Below are 19,094 nucleotides of genomic sequence, written 5' to 3'. Positions count from 1 at the left end.
TAAGTTCACCGTGAAATAAGTTGAAATATATTGAATTAAAATTATGGACGATAGCATGTTGTGTGTTGTCGTTTTTTATATATGGAGAATAGATAGATGATTAATGATATGGTATCGATTATTACGGCTTGTTATAATGGTGAAAGATTTATAGAGAATTATGTAAGGTCGGTTCTTTCACAAACCTATGATAGTATAGAAATAATTTTTATTAATGATGGGTCTACTGATAATTCAGCTGAACAGATAAAAAAACATGCTGGTGAATTTACCCAAAGGGGAATAGTATTAAAATATTTTTATCAGAAAAATCAAGGTCAAGCGGCAGCTACAAATGTTGGACTCAGTCATATGACAGGTGAATATTTTTGTTTATTTGATATAGATGATTTATTAGAACCAGATTGTATTGAAGAACGAGTACGATTTTTGAAGGAACATCCTCAGTGTGGTCTGGTACGGTCTAACGTATGGCGGATTTCTGAAGATCAACCAGATAAAAGAATGCATTTTCTCAATAAAGAAACAACAGAGGAAGCCTGGATTTTTGATGATCTGGTTGATAATAAGATAAATGCTTTTCCTATTTTTTATTTATATTCGACAGCGGCTTTTTATAAAATTTTTCCTGATATGCAGATTTACAATAGCCGCTATACTCAAGATGTGCAGTTGGTTTTACCATTGGCATATCATTATAAATGCGGTTTTATCAAAAAGTGTTTAGGTACTTATTTATGCCACGATGATAGTCACAGCCACAAATATAATTCAGTAGAAGAGCGGTTGGAATTATGGAGAGGTTGGGAAAAGGTCTGGCTGTATACGGTGGAGAATATAAATACTGGCAGGCATATTAGAGATATTTATTTAACGAAAATTAAAAAACGTTTTCTAAATATAAAGCAATTTTTATTATTGGAACTTTTATGGAATAATATAGATAATGATATAATAAGCAGTAGAAATTATGCTATTTTTGGCTCAGGTGATGAAGGTAAAATTTTGGCAAATATGTTGTTGAAAAAGAAATTGAATTTGGATTGTTTTATTGATAACGACATATGTAGACACGGAATGCGTTTATATGATAAAAAAATAGTAGGACTTGATGAATTTAAGACGAAATTTTCTCAAGACACATTAATTTTGGTTGCCAGCGATAAATACAAATCGGAAATGATAGCACAATTGAAAGCTAATAGATTTGATGAAGGCCAGTACATATATTACAAAAAATTTATTTTTCAATTTATAGGTGATTGTATGGAGTGGAATTAAAAATAATATGCAACTCATATTGAAAGGAATCAAAATGAATAAATTGAGTATAGAGACTAGTCACCAATTGATAGTTATGGGACAGGATGATTATGTAAAAAGAGTATGTTCTTATTATGATCAAATTTATCATAATGAAATCAAGTGTGTTAAATTTGTATTCCCATTAGTAACAGATAAATCCGACAATAATGTATTTGATTTCGATTCATGCAATGATTTTTTGCAAAAATTAGAGTATGATGTTGTATTATTTATTGCTTTTTCAGTTAAAGTGCATCGGCAAATTCAATTGTTTTTAAATAAAAAGGGGTTCCATAATTTATTTTTTTATACACCTGCTGTGGATAATAAATTGAAAAAAGAATATTTTTCGAAGTACTTTGAGGAACAAGGAGAAAGATTCAACTATATTTACGAGATGGATAATGAAGGATATACTCAAGAAAATAAAGTAGAATTATACATGACTAAATGTATAGTTGACAAGCCTCTGGTCAGTTTTCCAAATAGTCTGCCGCAATGTGTAATACAAATACAGGCAGGTGCAGCCTTGACTGATAAACGAATTGCAACAGTGACTGATGACATAGGAGATAATATATCTAGTCGAAATCGGCGATATTCTGAGATGACAGCGGCTTATTGGGCATGGAAGCACAGTAAGGCAGATTTTATCGGGTTATGTCATTATCGGCGTCATTTTGTTGATTTGGGAAAAATAGTTTCTAAGTTAAACAGAATAAATATTGATATTGTTTTACCTTTGCCTACATTGTATGAGACATCCATATATAAAGACCATTTGATGAAATATACCCCTACTGTTTATAAGGTTATGTTAGCTGTTTTAGATGAATATTCGCCAGAATACTATGACAGTGCATTAAATATATATGACAAAAAAATATTTATTGCTAATAATATGTGGATTGTCAGGAAAACTGTTTTGGATGATTTATTCTCATGGTTGTTTCCTATATTATTTGAAATTGAAAAACGTATTGGCGAACTTGAAGATTCATATTATAATCGTTATGCGGGATTTTGTGCCGAACAATTGACTGGACTATATTTCCTTTATAATAAAAGAAATTGGAAAATAGCATACGCAGAAAAAATGTTTTTATATTAATATGACAAATATTATTTTGACAGTGTAAATATTTAGAAAAAAACATCAGATAAAGTTTCAACCCTTTAACGACGGTACAAAACTATAGTACCGTATATTGACAATGGTGAAGGGCAATTTGATGTAAAAGTTATTTGTAAAACCAACTGCTCTTTTGGCTTGTTTTCTTTTACGAAGTGGTGCGTGTTGTGGTAAACCTATTATATTAAGAAGGCTGATAAGTCTTTTTATTTTATCTAACAATGTAATTATGAATATAAGGAGAAATAAATGATGCAGGAAACTTTTAATATTATAGATATGTTAAAATATGATACTGGTGATGTATATTGTTGGGGAGCAGGACTAGCTGGAGAGAATTTTTTAAATAGATTTAAATATTCAAATAAAATTAAGGGAATTTTAGATAATTCCAGTGAAAAATGGGGAAAGTGTTTATGCGGTTTTGATATTATCTCTCCCGAATTTTTTTCAAAAAAAATCAATAGACAAAATAAAAAGGTAGGGATTATTATTGCTATAGATTGCCTTGATAGTGTTTTAGGCATAGAAAAACAGTTGAAATTATTGGGGATAAATTGTGTTAGTTGGAATTTCTATATTGAAAAGGAAATAAGGGAAATAAAACCATATGCAAATTTTGAAAAAATATATGACACAAGTAAAATCGAAAGCATGAAAGAAATTTTGGATGATGATGTTTCAAAAGAGATTATAGAAGAAATTATGCATATAAGAAAACAAAAATACGATTTTACAGAAAAAATGAAACAGAGATTTCATTATCTTAGAATGAAGGGAAACATACAATATCTGGATAAAGATATTCTTACTTTTACTCAAGATGAAATAGTACTTGATGCTGGTGCGTATAATGGAGATACGATGGGAGAATATTATGCTGTTAATAATGGATGGAAGAAATATTATTGTATAGAAGCAGATGCTATTACATATAAAAAACTACTGGTAAAAACATCATTATTCGAACATGTAGATGTTTTTAATGTTGGTTTGGGAAAATCAGTTGGAAAGGCAAGTTTTTTTTCTGAAGACACTATGGGATCTCATTTGGATTTTTCGGGTAATAATAGAGGAAATAGTGAAATTGAAATCCGTACGGTTGATTCATTTAATGAAGCGTTCACTTTTATAAAAATGGATATTGAAGGAGCTGAATATGATGCTATTTTGGGTGCGCAAAAAACTCTAGAAAAATATAAACCTAAACTAGCAATTTGCATATATCATAAAAATACTGATTTATGGAAAATTCCATTGTTGATAAAGAAAATCGTACCAGAATATAAATTTAAAGTAAGGCATTATTCTAGCTTCAATAACTGTGGGACAGTGCTATATGCGTATATCTAGGTGTACATAACTAATTAGGTATTATCAAATAGTGGAAGACTGTGGGAAATAAGTTGGAAGGTTGAGAAAATGAATACAGCATTGATTTTAGCGGGCGGTTTTGGTTCCCGCATGGGACAGGATATCCCTAAGCAATTTATTCATGTGAATAACAAGCCTATTATTATTTATACTCTGAAAAAATTTCAACAGCACCGGGATATAGATAATATATGTATTGTTTGTGTAGATGGCTGGCAGGCGATTCTGCAGGGATATGCTCTCCAATTTGGCATAAGTAAATTGACCGGAATTATTTGCGGGGGAACAACAAGATTTGAATCTACCTACAATGGAATGATGTCTTTAAAAAATATGTCTGATGAAGATGTTATTATTGTCCATGATGCCGTGAGACCTATGGTTACCGAACAGTCTATTTCTGAAACAATTTGCGTATGTCGTCGGTTTGGTAATTCTATGTCTGTTTTGGATTGTGCCGATACAATGTATATGAGAAGTGACCATGAGGGTACATCGTCAAATATGAATCGCAGCGAACTTGTTCGCGGGCAAACGCCCGAGGCTGTGTGTGCAAAACGTATGAGAGTTATGTACGCAATGGCAAAAGAAAAAAATATAAAAATTGATTCAATTTCGGAGTTACAGGTAGCATTGGGAATGAAAGTATATTTTGCGCAGGGATCAGAAAAAAATATAAAGCTTACTCGTACTGAAGATATTGAATTATTTAAGGCTCTGCTTCAGACGACAAAGGATGAGTGGTTGAAATGAAGGCATTAAATCTTTATGGTGTAGGTGATCTACGTTATGATGAAGTGCCGAAACCTAAAACAAAAACCGATGAAGTTCTCCTAAAAATAAAGGCTGTCGGAATATGCGGAAGCGATATTCCGCGGATCTTTGAGAAAGGTACATACAATTTTCCCACTATTCCCGGACATGAGTTTGCAGGGGAGATTATTGATGCTGAGGATGCGAAACTAATTGGTAGAGGAGCGGCTGTTTTTCCTTTAATCCCTTGCGGTAAATGTACTGCCTGTCGATCGGAAAGGTACGCACAGTGCTGCAATTACAATTATTATGGGTCACGCTGTGATGGTGCTATGAGTGAATATCTGGCAGTCAGAGTAAAAAATTTGGCACTGATGCCATCAAATATATCATATGAGGCTGCGGCTATGTGTGAACCAGCTTCAGTGGCACTTCATGCTATTAAAAAGTCTGGAATAAAAGCGGGGAAGTCTTTGCTCATATGGGGAATTGGCCCGATTGCTCTTATCGCGGCTCAATGGGCCCGCTCATTTGGCGTTGAAAATATAATACTCGCAGGACGAAGTGCGGCAAAGGCAACACTTGCAGGAAAAGTGGGTTTTTCTAAAGTAATAAATATTCAGAATGAAGATGCACAGGATTTTATCATGCAGGAGACTAAAGGACAAGGAGTCGATGCATGCATAGAAGGGACAGGTAATTCTGAAGCGTTGGAACAGTGCTTGTACAGTGTAAAAAATTTTGGCATTGTTGTTGCCATGGGTAATCCGACGGGTGATATCAGATTATCACAAGATGCATATTGGAAAATTCTGCGTAAAGAAGTGTCTGTCACGGGGACATGGAACAGCAGCTTCAGTCATAGTGAAAATGACTGGCATGAAGCTTTGGAAGCTATGGAGGATGGCAGGATAAGTGTAGAAATGCTTATAAGTCATAAGTTCAATTTTAAGGAGTTTAAGCAGGCGTTTTCATTAATGCATGAAAAAAAGGAATCGTACTGTAAAGTAATGTTTATTGATAAATAGGAGCTGAGGATATGGGCAAGATACATTACAGCGCATCGATGATGTGTGCAAACTTTTCGTGTTTGCGTGATGAAGTGAAAATGCTGGAGAAGGGTGGCATTGACAGTTTTCATATTGATATGATGGATGGGCAGTTTGTTCCCAATTTTGGAATGGGTTTGCAGGATTTGACGTATATCCGCAGTGCAACAAAAAAACCTGTAGAAGTTCACATGATGATAAAAAAACCTGATAGTTATTTAACTCTTTTTACAAGTAAGAATGTAGATACCATTTACATACATCCCGAGGCGGATTATCATCCGTCTACTACATTGCAGCATATTATTGAGGCGGGTATAATTCCGGGGATAGCTATTAACCCGGGAACATCCATTGAAAGTATTCTGGAATTATTATATATTGTTGATCGTGTTTTAATAATGAGTGTGAATCCCGGACATGCAGGACAGGTTTATTTGCCATATATCGGACAAAAAATAGAAAAACTTCTTTCAATGAAAGATAATTATAATATTGAGGTATATTGGGATGGAGCATGTGGCCTGGATAAAATAAAGAAGTTTGCACCTATGGGAGTTAAAGGTTTCATTTTGGGAACAACGGTACTGTTTGGCAAAAATCGACCTTATGGTGATATTTTGACGGAATTGCCACGTTGATGTATATCACTGGTATAAAATTGAGGGTATAATAAAATATGAAGTATGATTATCTTGTTGTAGGAGCTGGCTTGTTCGGTTCGGTATTTGCATATGAAGCCATGAAATCTGGAAAACATTGTTTGATTATAGATAAAAGACCGCAGGTAGGCGGAAATGTTTATTGCGAAAATAAATCCGGTATAAACATTCATATGTATGGTGCTCATATTTTTCATACGAACAATCGCAAGATATGGAGTTATGTGAATCAGTTTGCAGATTTTAATCAATATATAAATTCTCCGCTGGCTAATTATAAGGGGGAGCTTTATAATTTACCTTTTAATATGAATACCTTTCATCAAATGTGGGGATCCAGAACACCTTCTGAGGCAAAAGCCATAATAGACAGGCAAAAAGGACAAAGCAACGGGCATGTTCCTAAAAATCTTGAGGAACAAGCATTAAATCTTGTCGGTGAAGATATATATAGAAAACTAATTAAAGGATATACGGAAAAGCAATGGAATAAAGATTGTACTGAATTGCCTGCCTTTATAATACGGCGTTTACCGGTACGTTATAGGTATGATAATAATTATTTTAATGACAGATATCAGGGAATTCCCATTGGTGGGTATAATAAGATAATAGGGCATATGCTTTTAGGCGCAGATATAGAGGTAAATGCTGATTTTAATAAAACACGGGATTTCTATAGAAAGATGGCAAAAAAGATAATTTATACAGGCCCTATTGATGAATATTTTGATTATAAATTGGGTGAGTTGGAATATAGGGGACTCAGCTTTGAAACAAAATGTTTAGACATAGAAAATTATCAAGGAGTAGCTGTAACAAATTTTACTGATAGAGAAGTACCATATACGCGCGTTATTGAACATAAGCATTTTGAGTTTGGTACTCAACCAGTTACTTATGTCACATACGAGTATCCATGCGACTATGCGAGAGGACAGGAGGCATATTATCCAGTCAACGATGAAAAAAATCAAGAATTATATAATAAGTATAAGGTATTGACCACTGATGAGAGTAATGTAATATTCGGCGGCAGATTAGCTGAATATAAATATTATAATATGGATCAGGTAATAAATTCGGCATTAAAGGCTGTAATGTCTGATCTATAATATCACAAGTATCAATCATAAAAGGAGCTGTCTCGATGTCGAGAGTCTTTATTTTTTGTCCGGCTTATCTTGCCTCAGGAGGACCAGAATTATTGCATCAGCTTTGCTATGAATTAAGGAAGCTAAAATACGATGCACAAATGATTTATGTAGGCTTTGATAAAAATAAGCAGCAAGTGCCGGTGGCAGAAAGGTTTAAAGCCTACCGTAATCCATATAATATCTGTTATGAGGATACTATCAATAATATAGCAATTATTCCTGAGACAATGTATCCTTTGTTGAAAATATTGAAACTATCTAAAAAGGTGTTTTGGTGGCTTAGTGTTGATAATTATTATAATTTTTTTCTAAATAATTTTAGAGAAAAGTGTAATAATAAATTAGACCATAATATAGATATTCAATTGATTATAAAGGCATCTGAACAAAATGGGAACTTTTTTGATCATAGAGTAGTACATTTTGTTCAATCTGCATATGCCTTAAAGCATTGCAAAAAACTGGGTATAGATGAAAAGAAAATATATTATTTGTCAGATTATCTTAATCCGATTTTTATCAGAAAGGCTAGCAATTATTCGGAAATAGTACGTGAAAATATCGTTTTGTATAATCCTAAAAAGGGATATCAGTATACAGCTTTATTAATGCAAAGAGCTCCGCATATAAAGTGGATTTCATTATTTAATATGACGCCCAGAGAAATGGCACAACTTTTGCGCCGTGCAAAAGTTTATATAGATTTTGGCGAACATCCTGGAAAAGATAGAATTCCGCGTGAGGCAGCAATAAGCGGCTGTTGTATTCTAACCAGCTTGAGAGGAGCGGCAGCATTTGAAGAGGATGTTCCGATACCACAGGAATTTAAATTTGAAGATAATGTAAATAATTGTGATCAAATTTTAGAAAAAATAGAAGATATATTTGCCTATTACCCGAAATATAGTAAATCCTTTGAAAAATATAGAGAATGTATCAGGAATGAACAGGTTCGTTTCAAAATGGATACAGCAAGGATTTTTGCAGAATTAGTAACTGATTAACATGTGATCTAGAAATTTTTTTTGGAATAAACGAGGACTTTGTTCGGAGGTCACTTTGGTGATAAATCAGTATGTAAATGAAAAAAAAATAAGCTTCATTGTCTGCACGAATGACGAAAGAAAGTATAGTAAATGTTTGCAATATATCAGGAAAATATATTTACCAAAGAACTATGAATGGGAAATAATTCCCGTACATGGCGCTTCTTCCATTGCATCAGGATATAATTCAGCAATGAAGATATCAGATGCCAAATATAAAGTATATTTGCATAATGATGTTTATATTATAAATCATAATATGATCTATGATATGTTAAGGTTATTTAAATTTCATTCTAAATTGGGGTTGATAGGTGTAGCCGGTACAAAATTATTGCCGACAAATTGTGTATGGGGAGCTGGGGCTGATAAATATGGAAAGGTATATCATTATTTACCAGATGAGGATAAAGTATTATTTACAGATTTTACCAATAATGTGAAAATGGCTGGTGCCTATGAAAGTGTAGAGGCTGTCGATGGCATTTTAATGATGACACAATATGATGTTTTGTGGCGAGAGGATATTTTTAAAGGATGGCATTATTATGATTTATCACAATGCATGGAGTTTATAAAACTTGGCTATGAAATAGGTATTCCCAATATGGGCGAACCGTGGTGTATTCATGAGTCAGGAATAAATCTGGCAGGGTATAAAGATGCACAAAAAATTTTTATAAAAGAATATGGCAAATTACTGGGATTATAAAAAGGAGTATAAAATGGCTGTTACAAATTTGAACGAAAAGGAAATTTGTTTTATTATAAATAATACTAATTTTTTAGAATATGAAAATACAGTCAGTTCAATATCCAGGCTAATCTGTCCTGATAATTATAAAATTCTGATACATCCATTTGTAGGAAATAACACAGCTGAATCATATAATGAAATTTTGCAGGAAAATAATGCTAAATATAAGATATATATAACTGCGGGTACTGTATTTGTAAATGAAAATTTTTTGACAGAATTAATAGAGATATTTAGAAAAAACTGGGCTATAGGAATTGTTGGTGCAAGTGGGGCTTCTGTGCTGCCAACCAACGGAATAGGCTTACAGGCTATAAATCGTGTTGGTAAAGTGATGATCGGCAATGATAATATATTGACATGGTCTGATATAAAAGATACATATCAGAAAGTTAAAGTTATTGATAGTTATTTCATGGCGACACAATACGATATAAAATGGCGAGAGGATATTTTTGTTTCAGAATATTTTGCAAAAATAAGCCAATGTATAGAATTTCAAAGACAAAACTATTTGGTGGTAACAGCACAACAACCTTTGAAATCGTGGTGTAAAATTGCATCGGTTAACATATCGTATAGTGAGAATGAGCATGCTTTATTTCTGGACGAGTATTCCAAAAATATATATCCTTTGGTAAGTATTCTGATTCCTACATATAATCGACCGCATTTTTTTGAACAAGCTCTGCATAGTGCAGTGACGCAGTCCTACAGGAATACGGAAATTATTGTAGGTGATGACAGTACCAATGATGATACAAGGATAATCGTGGAAAAATATCAAAAAAAATACGATAATATTTTTTATCATAAAAATGGCAGTGAGTATAGTAATGTTAGTGAACGCAGCTACGCCAATTACAATAGAATACTGCATAAAAGTCATGGGACTTATATAAACTATTTAAATGATGATGATATATTTCATCCTGAAAAAATTAACAGGATGATGAATTATTATTTAGAATATGATGATATAGCGCTCGTGTCATCTCATAGAATTTTTATAAATGAAAATGGAGAAGAACAAATTTTTTCGGGATATAGCAGTATTGAAGTCAAATGCGATCAAATCATAGATGCAAAAACTGCTGTGCGTGCATTATTACTGGGAACAGATAATTATATAGGAGAACCGACCACTGCATTACTAAGACGCTGTGATATAGATAATAATTTTGGTACTTTTTTCGGTACATCTTTCGATTGTATAAATGATATGGCACAATGGTTTGAGTCTTTGAAACATGGCAGGCTGGCTTATTTGAAAGATTCATTGAGTTACATGCGTGTACATAAAGGACAAAAAACAAAGGATAATTCTATTTGGTTTGCTTTTAAAAATGATTTATTTAAATTTTATGCATTGAGTTTTGCTCATTCTTTTGGTTTTGAAAATGAAGAAGAATTCATCAGAATGATAAAAATATGGCTCTATATAAGTAATCATAAAAATGCTCCGTTTGATTTGACAGGAAAGACGGATCCTAATATTTCTTTGTTTTATGATAAGGATATTGTTGATGAATTCTTGAAAAATTATGCAAAAGCAGAAAAAATTCTCAAATGCAATATTATGCTACAGAAAAACAATGCTGTAAACAATAATAAAATTGTAGAAGCGACAGGGAAAGCTGTCAAGCTGAAGCAGTTACTGACAAATGGTTCAATAGAAGCTAATATGCAGTTCTTTTTAAAAGATTTCTTGAAAAAAAGGAATAAAAATTGTACATGCTGCTGTGTGAGCCGTCAGACAGAGATACTTCTCAGCAGATTAAAATATGATAAGTTTACTATGAAAATGTATAGATTACACTCGAATGTGGATGAAATAGATTCAGAAAGTATTTTTGTGGCTCTTACCAATGAAAAGCCTGCTGAAGTACTGTTTGATCAGGCAGACCAAATTTTTGACTATATAGTTTTATTCGATGATATAATGCATTGGCAGCGACCGGAAAATATATTGGTCAAATTAAAAAAATGTCTTAAACCGGATGGGATCATTGTAATGAATTTTTATAACGTAGCCTACTTTAGAAACATTAAAAATTTGCTTGAGGGGAAATGGCATTACCATTCTGAGGCAGAATTTAGTACAAATTGCGGATCGAATTTACTGTTAAAAGAAAATGTCAAATTTTTTACTATTAAATCTATGTACCGCATGTTGGATTCAATTGATTTAAAGATAAAGAATATTGCTTATGTAGCTGATGCGGAAGCGGAGACGGATTGTGCTGTTTTTATGAGCCCGTATATAAAAGCGGGTTTGGCATCAGAAAATGACATGCAGGATTTTGGTACATGCGGTTATATATTGTCAATTATTAAATAAGTATATAAAATCTGGAGGCAATTTGATGGGAATAACCAGTATAATAATACCTGTGCATAATGAATTTGACAGCACTGTTGCTTGCATAGAACATATACGTAAATTTACTCGTAAAGATACATATGAAATAATAGTGGTTAATAATGCATCGACAGATAATACTACTGAATGGTTATTGCGGCAAAATGATATAAAAGTTATACAAAGAAATACTAATGACGGATTTCTTACGGCATGTAATCTTGCTGTGCGATATACTGCTGGCACAGAGTGTGCTATCTTGCACAATGATGTGCTTGTAGGTCCAAATTGGTTGAGTAGTATGAAAAAGCTGCTCTACTCAAATGAACATGTTGGTGCTGTTGGTCCGATATGCAATAGAACACCATATTTTCAAAATATTTTTCAGCACTATTTTATGCCTGTAAATGATGCTGAAAATATTGAGACACTTTGCGCAAGAGTCGCAGAGGTAAATCAGAATAAGTTTAAAGCTGCCAATTTTTTATATGATTTTTGTGTATTGATAAAAAAATCAGCTATTGATGACATCGGATTGTTTGATGAAATATTTAAGAATGGTTTTATGGAAGATATAGATTTTTCATTTCGCTTGATGAAAAAGGGATATGGTTTATTGGTAAATATGGAAGTTTTTGTTTATCATAATATGCACACGACAATTATTAAAACATGTCCTAATATTCAAACTGTATTTGATTATGCCCAGCATTTATTTAAGGAAAAATGGGGTTTTTCAGCAGTGTATTCATTGGGTGTAAGATATGAATTGATAAATAAAATGGATTTAAATAAGCAAGATCTGTCAGTGCTGGAAATAGGATCTGCCTGCGGAGGCACATTATTAGAAATTCTAAACAGAAACTGTGAAACCGAAATACATGGAATAGAGCTCGATGAAAAGGCTGCTGCTATTTCCAAACTTATACTGGGTAATAATACTGTCGAAGTTATGAATGTTGAAAAAAATAAACTTCCGTTTAGCAATCAGTCATTTGATTATGTGATCGCGGGCGATATATTGGAACATTTGTATGATCCATGGCAGACCATAAGTGATATATGGCACTACTTAAAAAAGGATGGTTGTTTGATAGCCAGTATTCCAAATGTTAAACACAGCACAGCATTGAAAAATTTATTTAATCTTGACTGGCAGTATGAGGATGCCGGTATTCTGGATAAAACACATTTGCGATTTTTCACAAAAAATGAGATAGAGAATATATTTGCGGACTCCAGCTATAATAAAATATCTATAGAAAGTAATAGATATTTCGCTAATCAAAAGTTTGTAGACAAATTAACAAAATTAACAAAAACGGACAGTGATGAATATAATACTCTGCAGTGGATAGTGAAAGCGTGTAAATGAAAAAGGAAACTTATTCACATAAGGATAAAAACATTGTTTTGATTTATTATAATTCAACCGATATTGATTTTTTCGGGTGTATTGTCAAAGAGATAGAAAAATATTTAGCAAACGCAAATTATGTTTCAATTAAAATTGACTTTGGAATGACGGATTGGCAAAAGGATTTACAAAATGCTATATCAGAGAGAGTTTATTTTTCTATAGGTTTTAATAGTGCTGGAATTGGTCTTTGCGGGAATGGAACACTGTTGTGTCAGTTGTTTAATTATCCGCATATTTCTTTAATGACGGAAGTGCCTTATCATTTTTTATCAAAATATTTAACAGAGCCGGGAATCGATAATCGTAATAATATTATTTTGCATTTGGAAAGAATAGATAATCTTTATATTAAGCAGCTGCAGTCGGAAAAAGAACAGTTTAAAACTCATCCTTTTTTCTTTGGCGGGGTCAAGAGCGAAAAAAGTAGTCAGGATAAAGATATTGATATTATTTTTTCAGGAAGTTTTGCGGGCAGTCCAGTTCGTGAATGGAATAGACAAATGATACCTGTTTTTGTTAAATCGATTTTAAATGATACGGCCGATTATATGGAGACATATGCATCGGCAGTGCCGGAAGCCGTTTATGTTATTATTAAAAGCAGGCATTTGCTGGGAACCTTTTCTATGGATCAATTATATCCATATTTTGCAGATCTATTCAGTTATATAAAAGCTTATAGACGTTTAAAATGTATGAAATATGTAATAGACAAGGGACTTTTTGCGCATATATGCGGAAATTGGCCTGATATATACCATACATCAGGAACGGTTCATCATGAAGTTCTTCCTTATTCCGAGATAATAAATTTGTATGGAAGAAGCAAGCTGATCATCCAGGATAATGCCGGTATAAACGGGGGGATTCATGAACGTATTTTTAGTGCAATGTTAAATGGAGCAGTGGTGATCAGTGAAAATGGATCTTATCTGAATAAGGTATTCGTTAATGGTCAGGATATAATATTATTTGACTGGGAGAATATGGATAGAATAGAATCAGCTGTCCATTTATTGTTGCAGAAACAAGATTTAAGAGACAAAATAGCAATGCGGGCATATAAAAAGGCAGATGAAGCACATACATGGGCGGCGAGAATGGATAATATAACTGAAATTGTGGAAAATTGGTATGAAAAGAGTATAATAAAATAAAAGCACTGAACATAGAAGAGCGGCGAAAGTAAAGTTGTATCGACGGAATATATAGACGGGTAAAACAGCTAACTCTTCTTAAGCTTTATATTTATGAAGAATACGGCCTGATGTGTTATGAGTTGGTATTATTGATACTTAATGCGGTACCTCGTAATAATAGTGTGAAAAAAATTTTTAAAATTAATAATAATATCTTAAGCAACTTGGTGGAGGATTGATGATGGCGCAGCCTGATTTTTTTATTAAGTATTTACCTATGAAGATATCACTGACATCTGTAGAAAAAGCTGTATTGCCGGAATATCTGGGATCTGCTCTTCGGGGAGCCATTGGGCAGGCCTTATATTCTGATATTACGGCTTTCAATTATATTTATAACAATCGTTCACTGAGCGGGAATAAACAGGACATTGTAAACCCGTATATGATAATACCTCCCGCAATGCATAAAACACCTTATCAGGCTGGAGAAGATCTCAGTTTTTATATGATTCTGCTGGGTGATGCTATACAATATGCACCATCAGTTGTAGATGCACTGGGCAGCCTTGAGAACTTTAAATTAGGGGCTTCAAGATATCCGTTTATCTTAAAAAAGATATTTCATAGCTTAGATCAACGAGTGATCTGGCAGTCAGGACTTTTTTATGAAACTGCTGTTCAGAGTGCCGTTGTTCCATATCGCTGCCTGAGCAATATCAAACAATTAACTATTAATATACAGACACCGCTGCGTATTCGCCGCAGTGGTATGTTGCTTGAAAGCATAGATTTCCCGACGATTATTCGCAATATCATACATCGAATCGAAGCAATTACCCAGCGCTACGGTGGTTGGGTGAATACCACAGAGGCAGTGCGTATTCAAACACTCGCTTCAGAAATCCCGGTTACTCAGAGCCATCTAGCGCTTAAACAAATGTCCCGATATTCAAATAGGCTTGGCGAAAAGATGGATTTTGGCGGTTTGCTAGGCAGTATTCGTTGCGAAGGGGTATTGACTTCATTTGTCCCTTGGCTGTATGCCGCACAAATTTTGCACATCGGGCGCAATACTACTTTTGGTATGGGGAAAATAGAAGTAGAGTTTATTTAAATTGGATGTATAATTGTTTTATAAGGATATACTAAATTCAAATTTTGATAAAAACAAGGAGTGAATAGCATATGGATTGCACAGAAAATTTTGATTTACCCGCCAATGATACTATCCGCAATATTATCAATAATTATCTTCAAAATGAAAAATCACTTGTAAATCAGCTATATTTTACTACTTCGCATGGACCGACTATCGGCGGCTTCCGTGAAGAAATATGGAAGGGAATGTTTGAACAAATTATTCCTAAAAAATTTGTTATTGAGCAATCGGTATTCATTATTGATTCGAATGGTAATGTATCAAATGAAGTCGATCTTGCGATTTTCGATGAGACCTATACCCCTTATATATTCCATTACGGGAAATTAAAATTTATTCCTATTGAGGCTGTAGCAGTCGTCATTGAATGTAAAAGTAATTCCATTAAGACAAAAAAATTAAAGAGTTGGGCAGAACGTGTATCAGCATTGAAAACATCATCCGATTCATATACCAGAACCATCAGTCAGATTGTTGTTGGTAAAGAGATTCCCAGTCCAACGCAAACTTCCACACGTCCTTTGCGTATTTTATGCTGTTTAAAAGAACGCATAAGTAATGAAAAACTTCATTCTGGAGAAAAATCCTTTGATTTCATTATTCGATCAAAAGGTAAAAGACAAGGATTACAAATAGATATAAATGATTCGAAAAAAAATTTATACGATTGGTATCTTGATTTAAATCATAGGAATCAACCAGAAAAATCTGATGAAGGAGACGATAAAAAAAGAAGCCACGAAACATACAGTTATAAGCTTAAAGATGTATCACTTGACAAATATCAAGTAGAAATAGCTGAAAAGCCTGTAGCCCTCTTAACCTTGAATTTGCAGCTGAATCAGCTACTTATGCTCATTAACAATCCTATACTTTTCCCTCACAGGGCATACGCAGATATGTTTAATAAATGTAAACCGGAGGATAAGGTTAATGGTAAATAAATATGTTGCAGGGCTTTCCATTGATAAAATTCAAACATATTTGACGGAAGCAATTCACGCTCATGTACAGGAAAAACAGACTGAGGAGGCCACTTTAAAAAGCATCGTGAACTCTTCCAGAGAAATATCAGATGATTTTTTTACTGCAATTGAGAACAAATTTAACGAGCATAAAATTGAAATTGAAAAACTCATGTCATGTTCGGGAGTATATATATTTTCCTGTACAATCGCTGAGTCTGATGAGCCTGCTTTAGAGGAACTGCTCAATGAATTATTTTTACACTATTATCACATCTCGCAGGGAAATAAGCTATTACACTATGTGTTTTTTAAGAATGACGGACGTACAGAAATTGAGGCTATTCAAGAAGCTAAAAAGCGTCTTAAGCAGAACAAATACTTTACCCGAATAATAGAAAAAAACAAATCACAATGTAAAATCGAAAAATCAGATACCGCCTCTGCAGCGAAACCAAAAGACCATCCGCTGTTCTCTTTTTGTAAAATCGAAAAATCAGATACCGCCTCTGCAGCTAATCAAAAAGATTATCCGATGTTTGTTAAGGATATCAACGCACTGTATCAGGCCAAGGATACTGATAGTGAAGATACCGGAAACAGCAATCATTTTCGTATAGCCGTAATTAAAGCCGATCTTGACGGAATGGGCGATATGTTCAGTAGTATAAAAAATTATAAGGAATATACTTCGACAAGCGAGGTGCTGTCTGATACTGTTTCCTTACGTGGCCTGCATAAAGCTGCTAAGTCTTGCCGACCAGATAATCAATCATATACAACTGGTGATTGGCTTTTTCCTTTTTACATTGCTGGAGATGACATATTTTTCGCGGTATCGGTGACAAATATAATAAAAGGTGTTGATGTATGTCAATATTTACTGAAAGAAATAAAAAATAAACTCGCTGAAAAACTCCTTGGGGAAATTTCTAACAAAATCTCTATGAGCATCGGCGTGGAAATCACCTTCAACAGGCAGCCCATACGCTATTATCTTGATAGGGTGGAAGATCAGCTGGAAAATGCCAAAAACGATAAAAATAGCTCTCATATTAATAGCTTGAAACCATTTCTCAATTCTAAAATATCAATCGGTGGACTCACCTTTTTAGATATTGATTATGCTCAGTTTAAGGATTGTAAAAAGAGTACCTCCAAAGAAAGAAAATCAGACCTTAATAGTGCCATTAATTCTGTGCCCATATGGCAGTTTTTTATTAACGACATGAATTTACTTCTTTTTATAAAAAATACTGCTGCTTGTAAAGAGCTTCTTGGTACACCAAGCTTTTTTTATACTCTGCTTGAAAGGCTTTCAGATGAAGTTATTCGTTGCGATGATAAAAAATATATAAATCTTTTATTATACTATCTACTGCCGAATTATTTAGGCAATACTGAAGAACGTCTGTGGCAAGCTGAACTACTATTAAATGCCGCCATATTAAGACAGTTATGCAGGAAAATTCCCAAAAAAGGATTTATAATCGATAAGTCATCTTATGCAAAGCACCGTATGGACACGTATCTGCGATTAATGCTTTTGTTTTCTGATCCTCGTTTTCAGATAGCTAAAAATCAAGTTTCAGATACAGTTTTATTAAGTAAAGAAAATATAGATAATGCCAGAAAAAATTTACTGACAAAGATCCGTCACTGTTTATATGAGACTATTTCACATAAAACTCTGACAAGCTGCTTTGTAAAACAAGATAAGTTCACAATACCTGCAGACAATACCCGTGCGGGTAATAAAAAACCTCGTATAATATCCTATTATAAGACCGTCCGTGTTGAAAAGTCCATGTTCTTTAGATTGCGCAATACAGAAAAAATCCCCATTTGTAAAGCTGCAATCATGCTTTCCATGAATAACAATCATAATGATTTAGATAATACTACTGCATCGCAACCAGATAAGCCTTCTTACAGAATGCCATTTGATGCAGAAAGTTTTTGTGAAAAAACTCGGTCAAGTACCGATTGGACCCCAGATTTCATTGATTCTTTAATGTTATTTTATCAATACAATGAGGCCGTCATTAAATATAAAATTATTACTGGCAATAGTAAAAATCATAAAGACAAAAGGAGTATCCGTTATGTCAGACATAGTTAAATATGAAGTAGAAACATTGTCTAATTTGTTTATCGGGGGCGCACCGCCTCCTTTTGAGATCGGGGGAATAGACCAACAGACCGCGCTGGATCAGGAAGGCTATCCCTGCATCCCTGCTTCTTCTGAAAAAGGTAGCGTTCGCAGCATAGTACATGAGGATAACAGCGCCAAAAAAACAGCTATTACTAATCTATATACTGAGTATTTAAAATCCGAAGAGATAAAAAATCGGGATAAAATAAAAACACTGGTAAAAGAGGCTGAAGCGTTAACCCGTGTTCAGGAAAGATATAAAGAAGCACAGAATGCGGTATCTGCTGAATACCTTTTTGGCATCAGCGGTTTCAATAATACACCAAAATTAATGTTTAGTGATTTACGTTTGTGTGAAAAATTTCGTGATGAAAAAAGCTGTTTTTCTATTGACATGAAAAACTCTATTACTGTTAACGGTACTACACTCACGTCCAATCCTCGCACTTACAAGGCCGCTCGAAATGGATTGATTTTTACCGGTGAAATTCGTCTCCATAAAATAGATGCCTTGGGAAAAGGTGCTGAACAGCTGTGTAAGGATTATATTATTTATATCTTAAAAAAATTTAATGAAGGAATTTATCGTCTTGGAAATTCCAAAAGCCGGGGATATGGAAAAATCCATGTAAGTATCGAGAATGAGGAGCAATAAT

At 33.7% G+C, this 19,094-nt stretch carries 16 protein-coding genes; all 16 read left to right on the top strand.

Features of this window, described 5'->3' with window-relative positions; translation table 11 throughout:
• Window positions 1–96: 96 nt before the first annotated feature.
• The 16 genes from I6758_RS08670 to I6758_RS08595 all read left to right on the top strand — a co-directional run bounded on the left by I6758_RS08670 (window position 97) and on the right by I6758_RS08595 (window position 19,093).
• On the top strand, window positions 97–1,281 hold the full coding sequence (locus tag I6758_RS08670; RefSeq protein ID WP_196604819.1) for a glycosyltransferase: 1,185 nt from the start codon (window positions 97–99) through the stop codon (window positions 1,279–1,281).
• 34 nt (window positions 1,282–1,315) lie between these two features.
• On the top strand, window positions 1,316–2,416 hold the full coding sequence (locus I6758_RS08665; RefSeq protein ID WP_196604818.1) for a DUF4422 domain-containing protein: 1,101 nt from the start codon (window positions 1,316–1,318) through the stop codon (window positions 2,414–2,416).
• A 270-nt stretch (window positions 2,417–2,686) separates the two neighbouring features.
• Window positions 2,687–3,790, top strand: coding sequence for an FkbM family methyltransferase (locus I6758_RS08660; protein ID WP_196604817.1), 1,104 nt, complete (start codon window positions 2,687–2,689; stop codon window positions 3,788–3,790).
• 69 nt (window positions 3,791–3,859) lie between these two features.
• Complete coding sequence (locus I6758_RS08655; RefSeq protein WP_196604815.1) at window positions 3,860–4,564, top strand: IspD/TarI family cytidylyltransferase; 705 nt, start codon at window positions 3,860–3,862, stop codon at window positions 4,562–4,564.
• A complete protein-coding gene (locus I6758_RS08650) occupies window positions 4,561–5,592 on the top strand; it encodes a galactitol-1-phosphate 5-dehydrogenase (RefSeq protein WP_196604813.1) in 1,032 nt (343 codons plus the stop codon). The genes I6758_RS08655 and I6758_RS08650 overlap by 4 nt, the downstream gene beginning before the upstream one ends.
• An 11-nt stretch (window positions 5,593–5,603) precedes the next feature.
• Window positions 5,604–6,254 (top strand): ribulose-phosphate 3-epimerase, encoded by a 651-nt coding sequence (locus tag I6758_RS08645; protein WP_196604812.1) that lies wholly within the window; start codon window positions 5,604–5,606, stop codon window positions 6,252–6,254.
• Between the two features lie 38 nt (window positions 6,255–6,292).
• A complete protein-coding gene (gene glf, locus I6758_RS08640; RefSeq protein WP_196604811.1) occupies window positions 6,293–7,390 on the top strand; it encodes a UDP-galactopyranose mutase in 1,098 nt (365 codons plus the stop codon).
• Window positions 7,391–7,425: 35 nt separating this feature from the next.
• Window positions 7,426–8,436, top strand: a complete 1,011-nt coding sequence (locus tag I6758_RS08635) for a hypothetical protein (protein ID WP_196604810.1) — start codon at window positions 7,426–7,428, stop codon at window positions 8,434–8,436.
• 58 nt (window positions 8,437–8,494) lie between these two features.
• Window positions 8,495–9,190, top strand: a complete 696-nt coding sequence (locus I6758_RS08630) for a glycosyltransferase family protein (protein WP_196604809.1) — start codon at window positions 8,495–8,497, stop codon at window positions 9,188–9,190.
• Between the two features lie 13 nt (window positions 9,191–9,203).
• Window positions 9,204–11,576 carry a glycosyltransferase gene (locus tag I6758_RS08625; protein WP_196604808.1) on the top strand — a complete coding sequence of 791 codons (2,373 nt, stop codon included), beginning with the start codon at window positions 9,204–9,206 and terminating at the stop codon, window positions 11,574–11,576.
• Between the two features lie 25 nt (window positions 11,577–11,601).
• Window positions 11,602–12,972, top strand: coding sequence for a glycosyltransferase (locus tag I6758_RS08620; protein WP_196604807.1), 1,371 nt, complete (start codon window positions 11,602–11,604; stop codon window positions 12,970–12,972).
• Complete coding sequence (locus I6758_RS08615) at window positions 12,969–14,174, top strand: glycosyltransferase family protein (protein WP_196604806.1); 1,206 nt, start codon at window positions 12,969–12,971, stop codon at window positions 14,172–14,174. The genes I6758_RS08620 and I6758_RS08615 overlap by 4 nt, the downstream gene beginning before the upstream one ends.
• A 220-nt stretch (window positions 14,175–14,394) precedes the next feature.
• A complete protein-coding gene (gene cas6, locus I6758_RS08610; RefSeq protein WP_196604805.1) occupies window positions 14,395–15,273 on the top strand; it encodes a CRISPR system precrRNA processing endoribonuclease RAMP protein Cas6 in 879 nt (292 codons plus the stop codon).
• A 71-nt stretch (window positions 15,274–15,344) separates the two neighbouring features.
• Complete coding sequence (locus tag I6758_RS08605; protein WP_196604804.1) at window positions 15,345–16,262, top strand: DUF6602 domain-containing protein; 918 nt, start codon at window positions 15,345–15,347, stop codon at window positions 16,260–16,262.
• Entirely contained in the window at window positions 16,252–18,405 is a 2,154-nt protein-coding gene (locus I6758_RS08600; protein WP_196604803.1) for a Cas10/Cmr2 second palm domain-containing protein, read from the top strand. The genes I6758_RS08605 and I6758_RS08600 overlap by 11 nt, the downstream gene beginning before the upstream one ends.
• The gene (locus I6758_RS08595; protein ID WP_196604802.1) at window positions 18,389–19,093 is read left to right on the top strand and encodes an RAMP superfamily CRISPR-associated protein; all 705 of its coding nucleotides are present in this window, start codon (window positions 18,389–18,391) and stop codon (window positions 19,091–19,093) included. Before I6758_RS08600 ends, I6758_RS08595 begins: the two co-directional genes overlap by 17 nt.
• Window position 19,094: the final 1 nt, after the last annotated feature.

This window comes from Pectinatus haikarae (assembly GCF_015732185.1).
GTDB classification, from domain to species: Bacteria; Bacillota; Negativicutes; order Selenomonadales; family Selenomonadaceae; genus Pectinatus; species Pectinatus haikarae.
Note: the sequence above shows the minus strand (reverse complement) of the source record. Positions and strands in the feature narration are given on the sequence as shown.

Bases quoted from the DNA above. Each gene is read 5' to 3' on its own strand.
- I6758_RS08670 (WP_196604819.1), top strand. From the start codon at position 97: ATGATTAATGATATGGTATCGATTATTACGGCTTGTTATAATGGTGAA.
- I6758_RS08665 (WP_196604818.1), top strand. From the start codon at position 1,316: ATGAATAAATTGAGTATAGAGACTAGTCACCAATTGATAGTTATGGGA.
- I6758_RS08660 (WP_196604817.1), top strand. From the start codon at position 2,687: ATGATGCAGGAAACTTTTAATATTATAGATATGTTAAAATATGATACT.
- I6758_RS08655 (WP_196604815.1), top strand. From the start codon at position 3,860: ATGAATACAGCATTGATTTTAGCGGGCGGTTTTGGTTCCCGCATGGGA.
- I6758_RS08650 (WP_196604813.1), top strand. From the start codon at position 4,561: ATGAAGGCATTAAATCTTTATGGTGTAGGTGATCTACGTTATGATGAA.
- I6758_RS08645 (WP_196604812.1), top strand. From the start codon at position 5,604: ATGGGCAAGATACATTACAGCGCATCGATGATGTGTGCAAACTTTTCG.
- glf (WP_196604811.1), top strand. From the start codon at position 6,293: ATGAAGTATGATTATCTTGTTGTAGGAGCTGGCTTGTTCGGTTCGGTA.
- I6758_RS08635 (WP_196604810.1), top strand. From the start codon at position 7,426: ATGTCGAGAGTCTTTATTTTTTGTCCGGCTTATCTTGCCTCAGGAGGA.
- I6758_RS08625 (WP_196604808.1), top strand. From the start codon at position 9,204: ATGGCTGTTACAAATTTGAACGAAAAGGAAATTTGTTTTATTATAAAT.
- I6758_RS08620 (WP_196604807.1), top strand. From the start codon at position 11,602: ATGGGAATAACCAGTATAATAATACCTGTGCATAATGAATTTGACAGC.
- I6758_RS08615 (WP_196604806.1), top strand. From the start codon at position 12,969: ATGAAAAAGGAAACTTATTCACATAAGGATAAAAACATTGTTTTGATT.
- cas6 (WP_196604805.1), top strand. From the start codon at position 14,395: ATGATGGCGCAGCCTGATTTTTTTATTAAGTATTTACCTATGAAGATA.
- I6758_RS08605 (WP_196604804.1), top strand. From the start codon at position 15,345: ATGGATTGCACAGAAAATTTTGATTTACCCGCCAATGATACTATCCGC.
- I6758_RS08600 (WP_196604803.1), top strand. From the start codon at position 16,252: ATGGTAAATAAATATGTTGCAGGGCTTTCCATTGATAAAATTCAAACA.
- I6758_RS08595 (WP_196604802.1), top strand. From the start codon at position 18,389: ATGTCAGACATAGTTAAATATGAAGTAGAAACATTGTCTAATTTGTTT.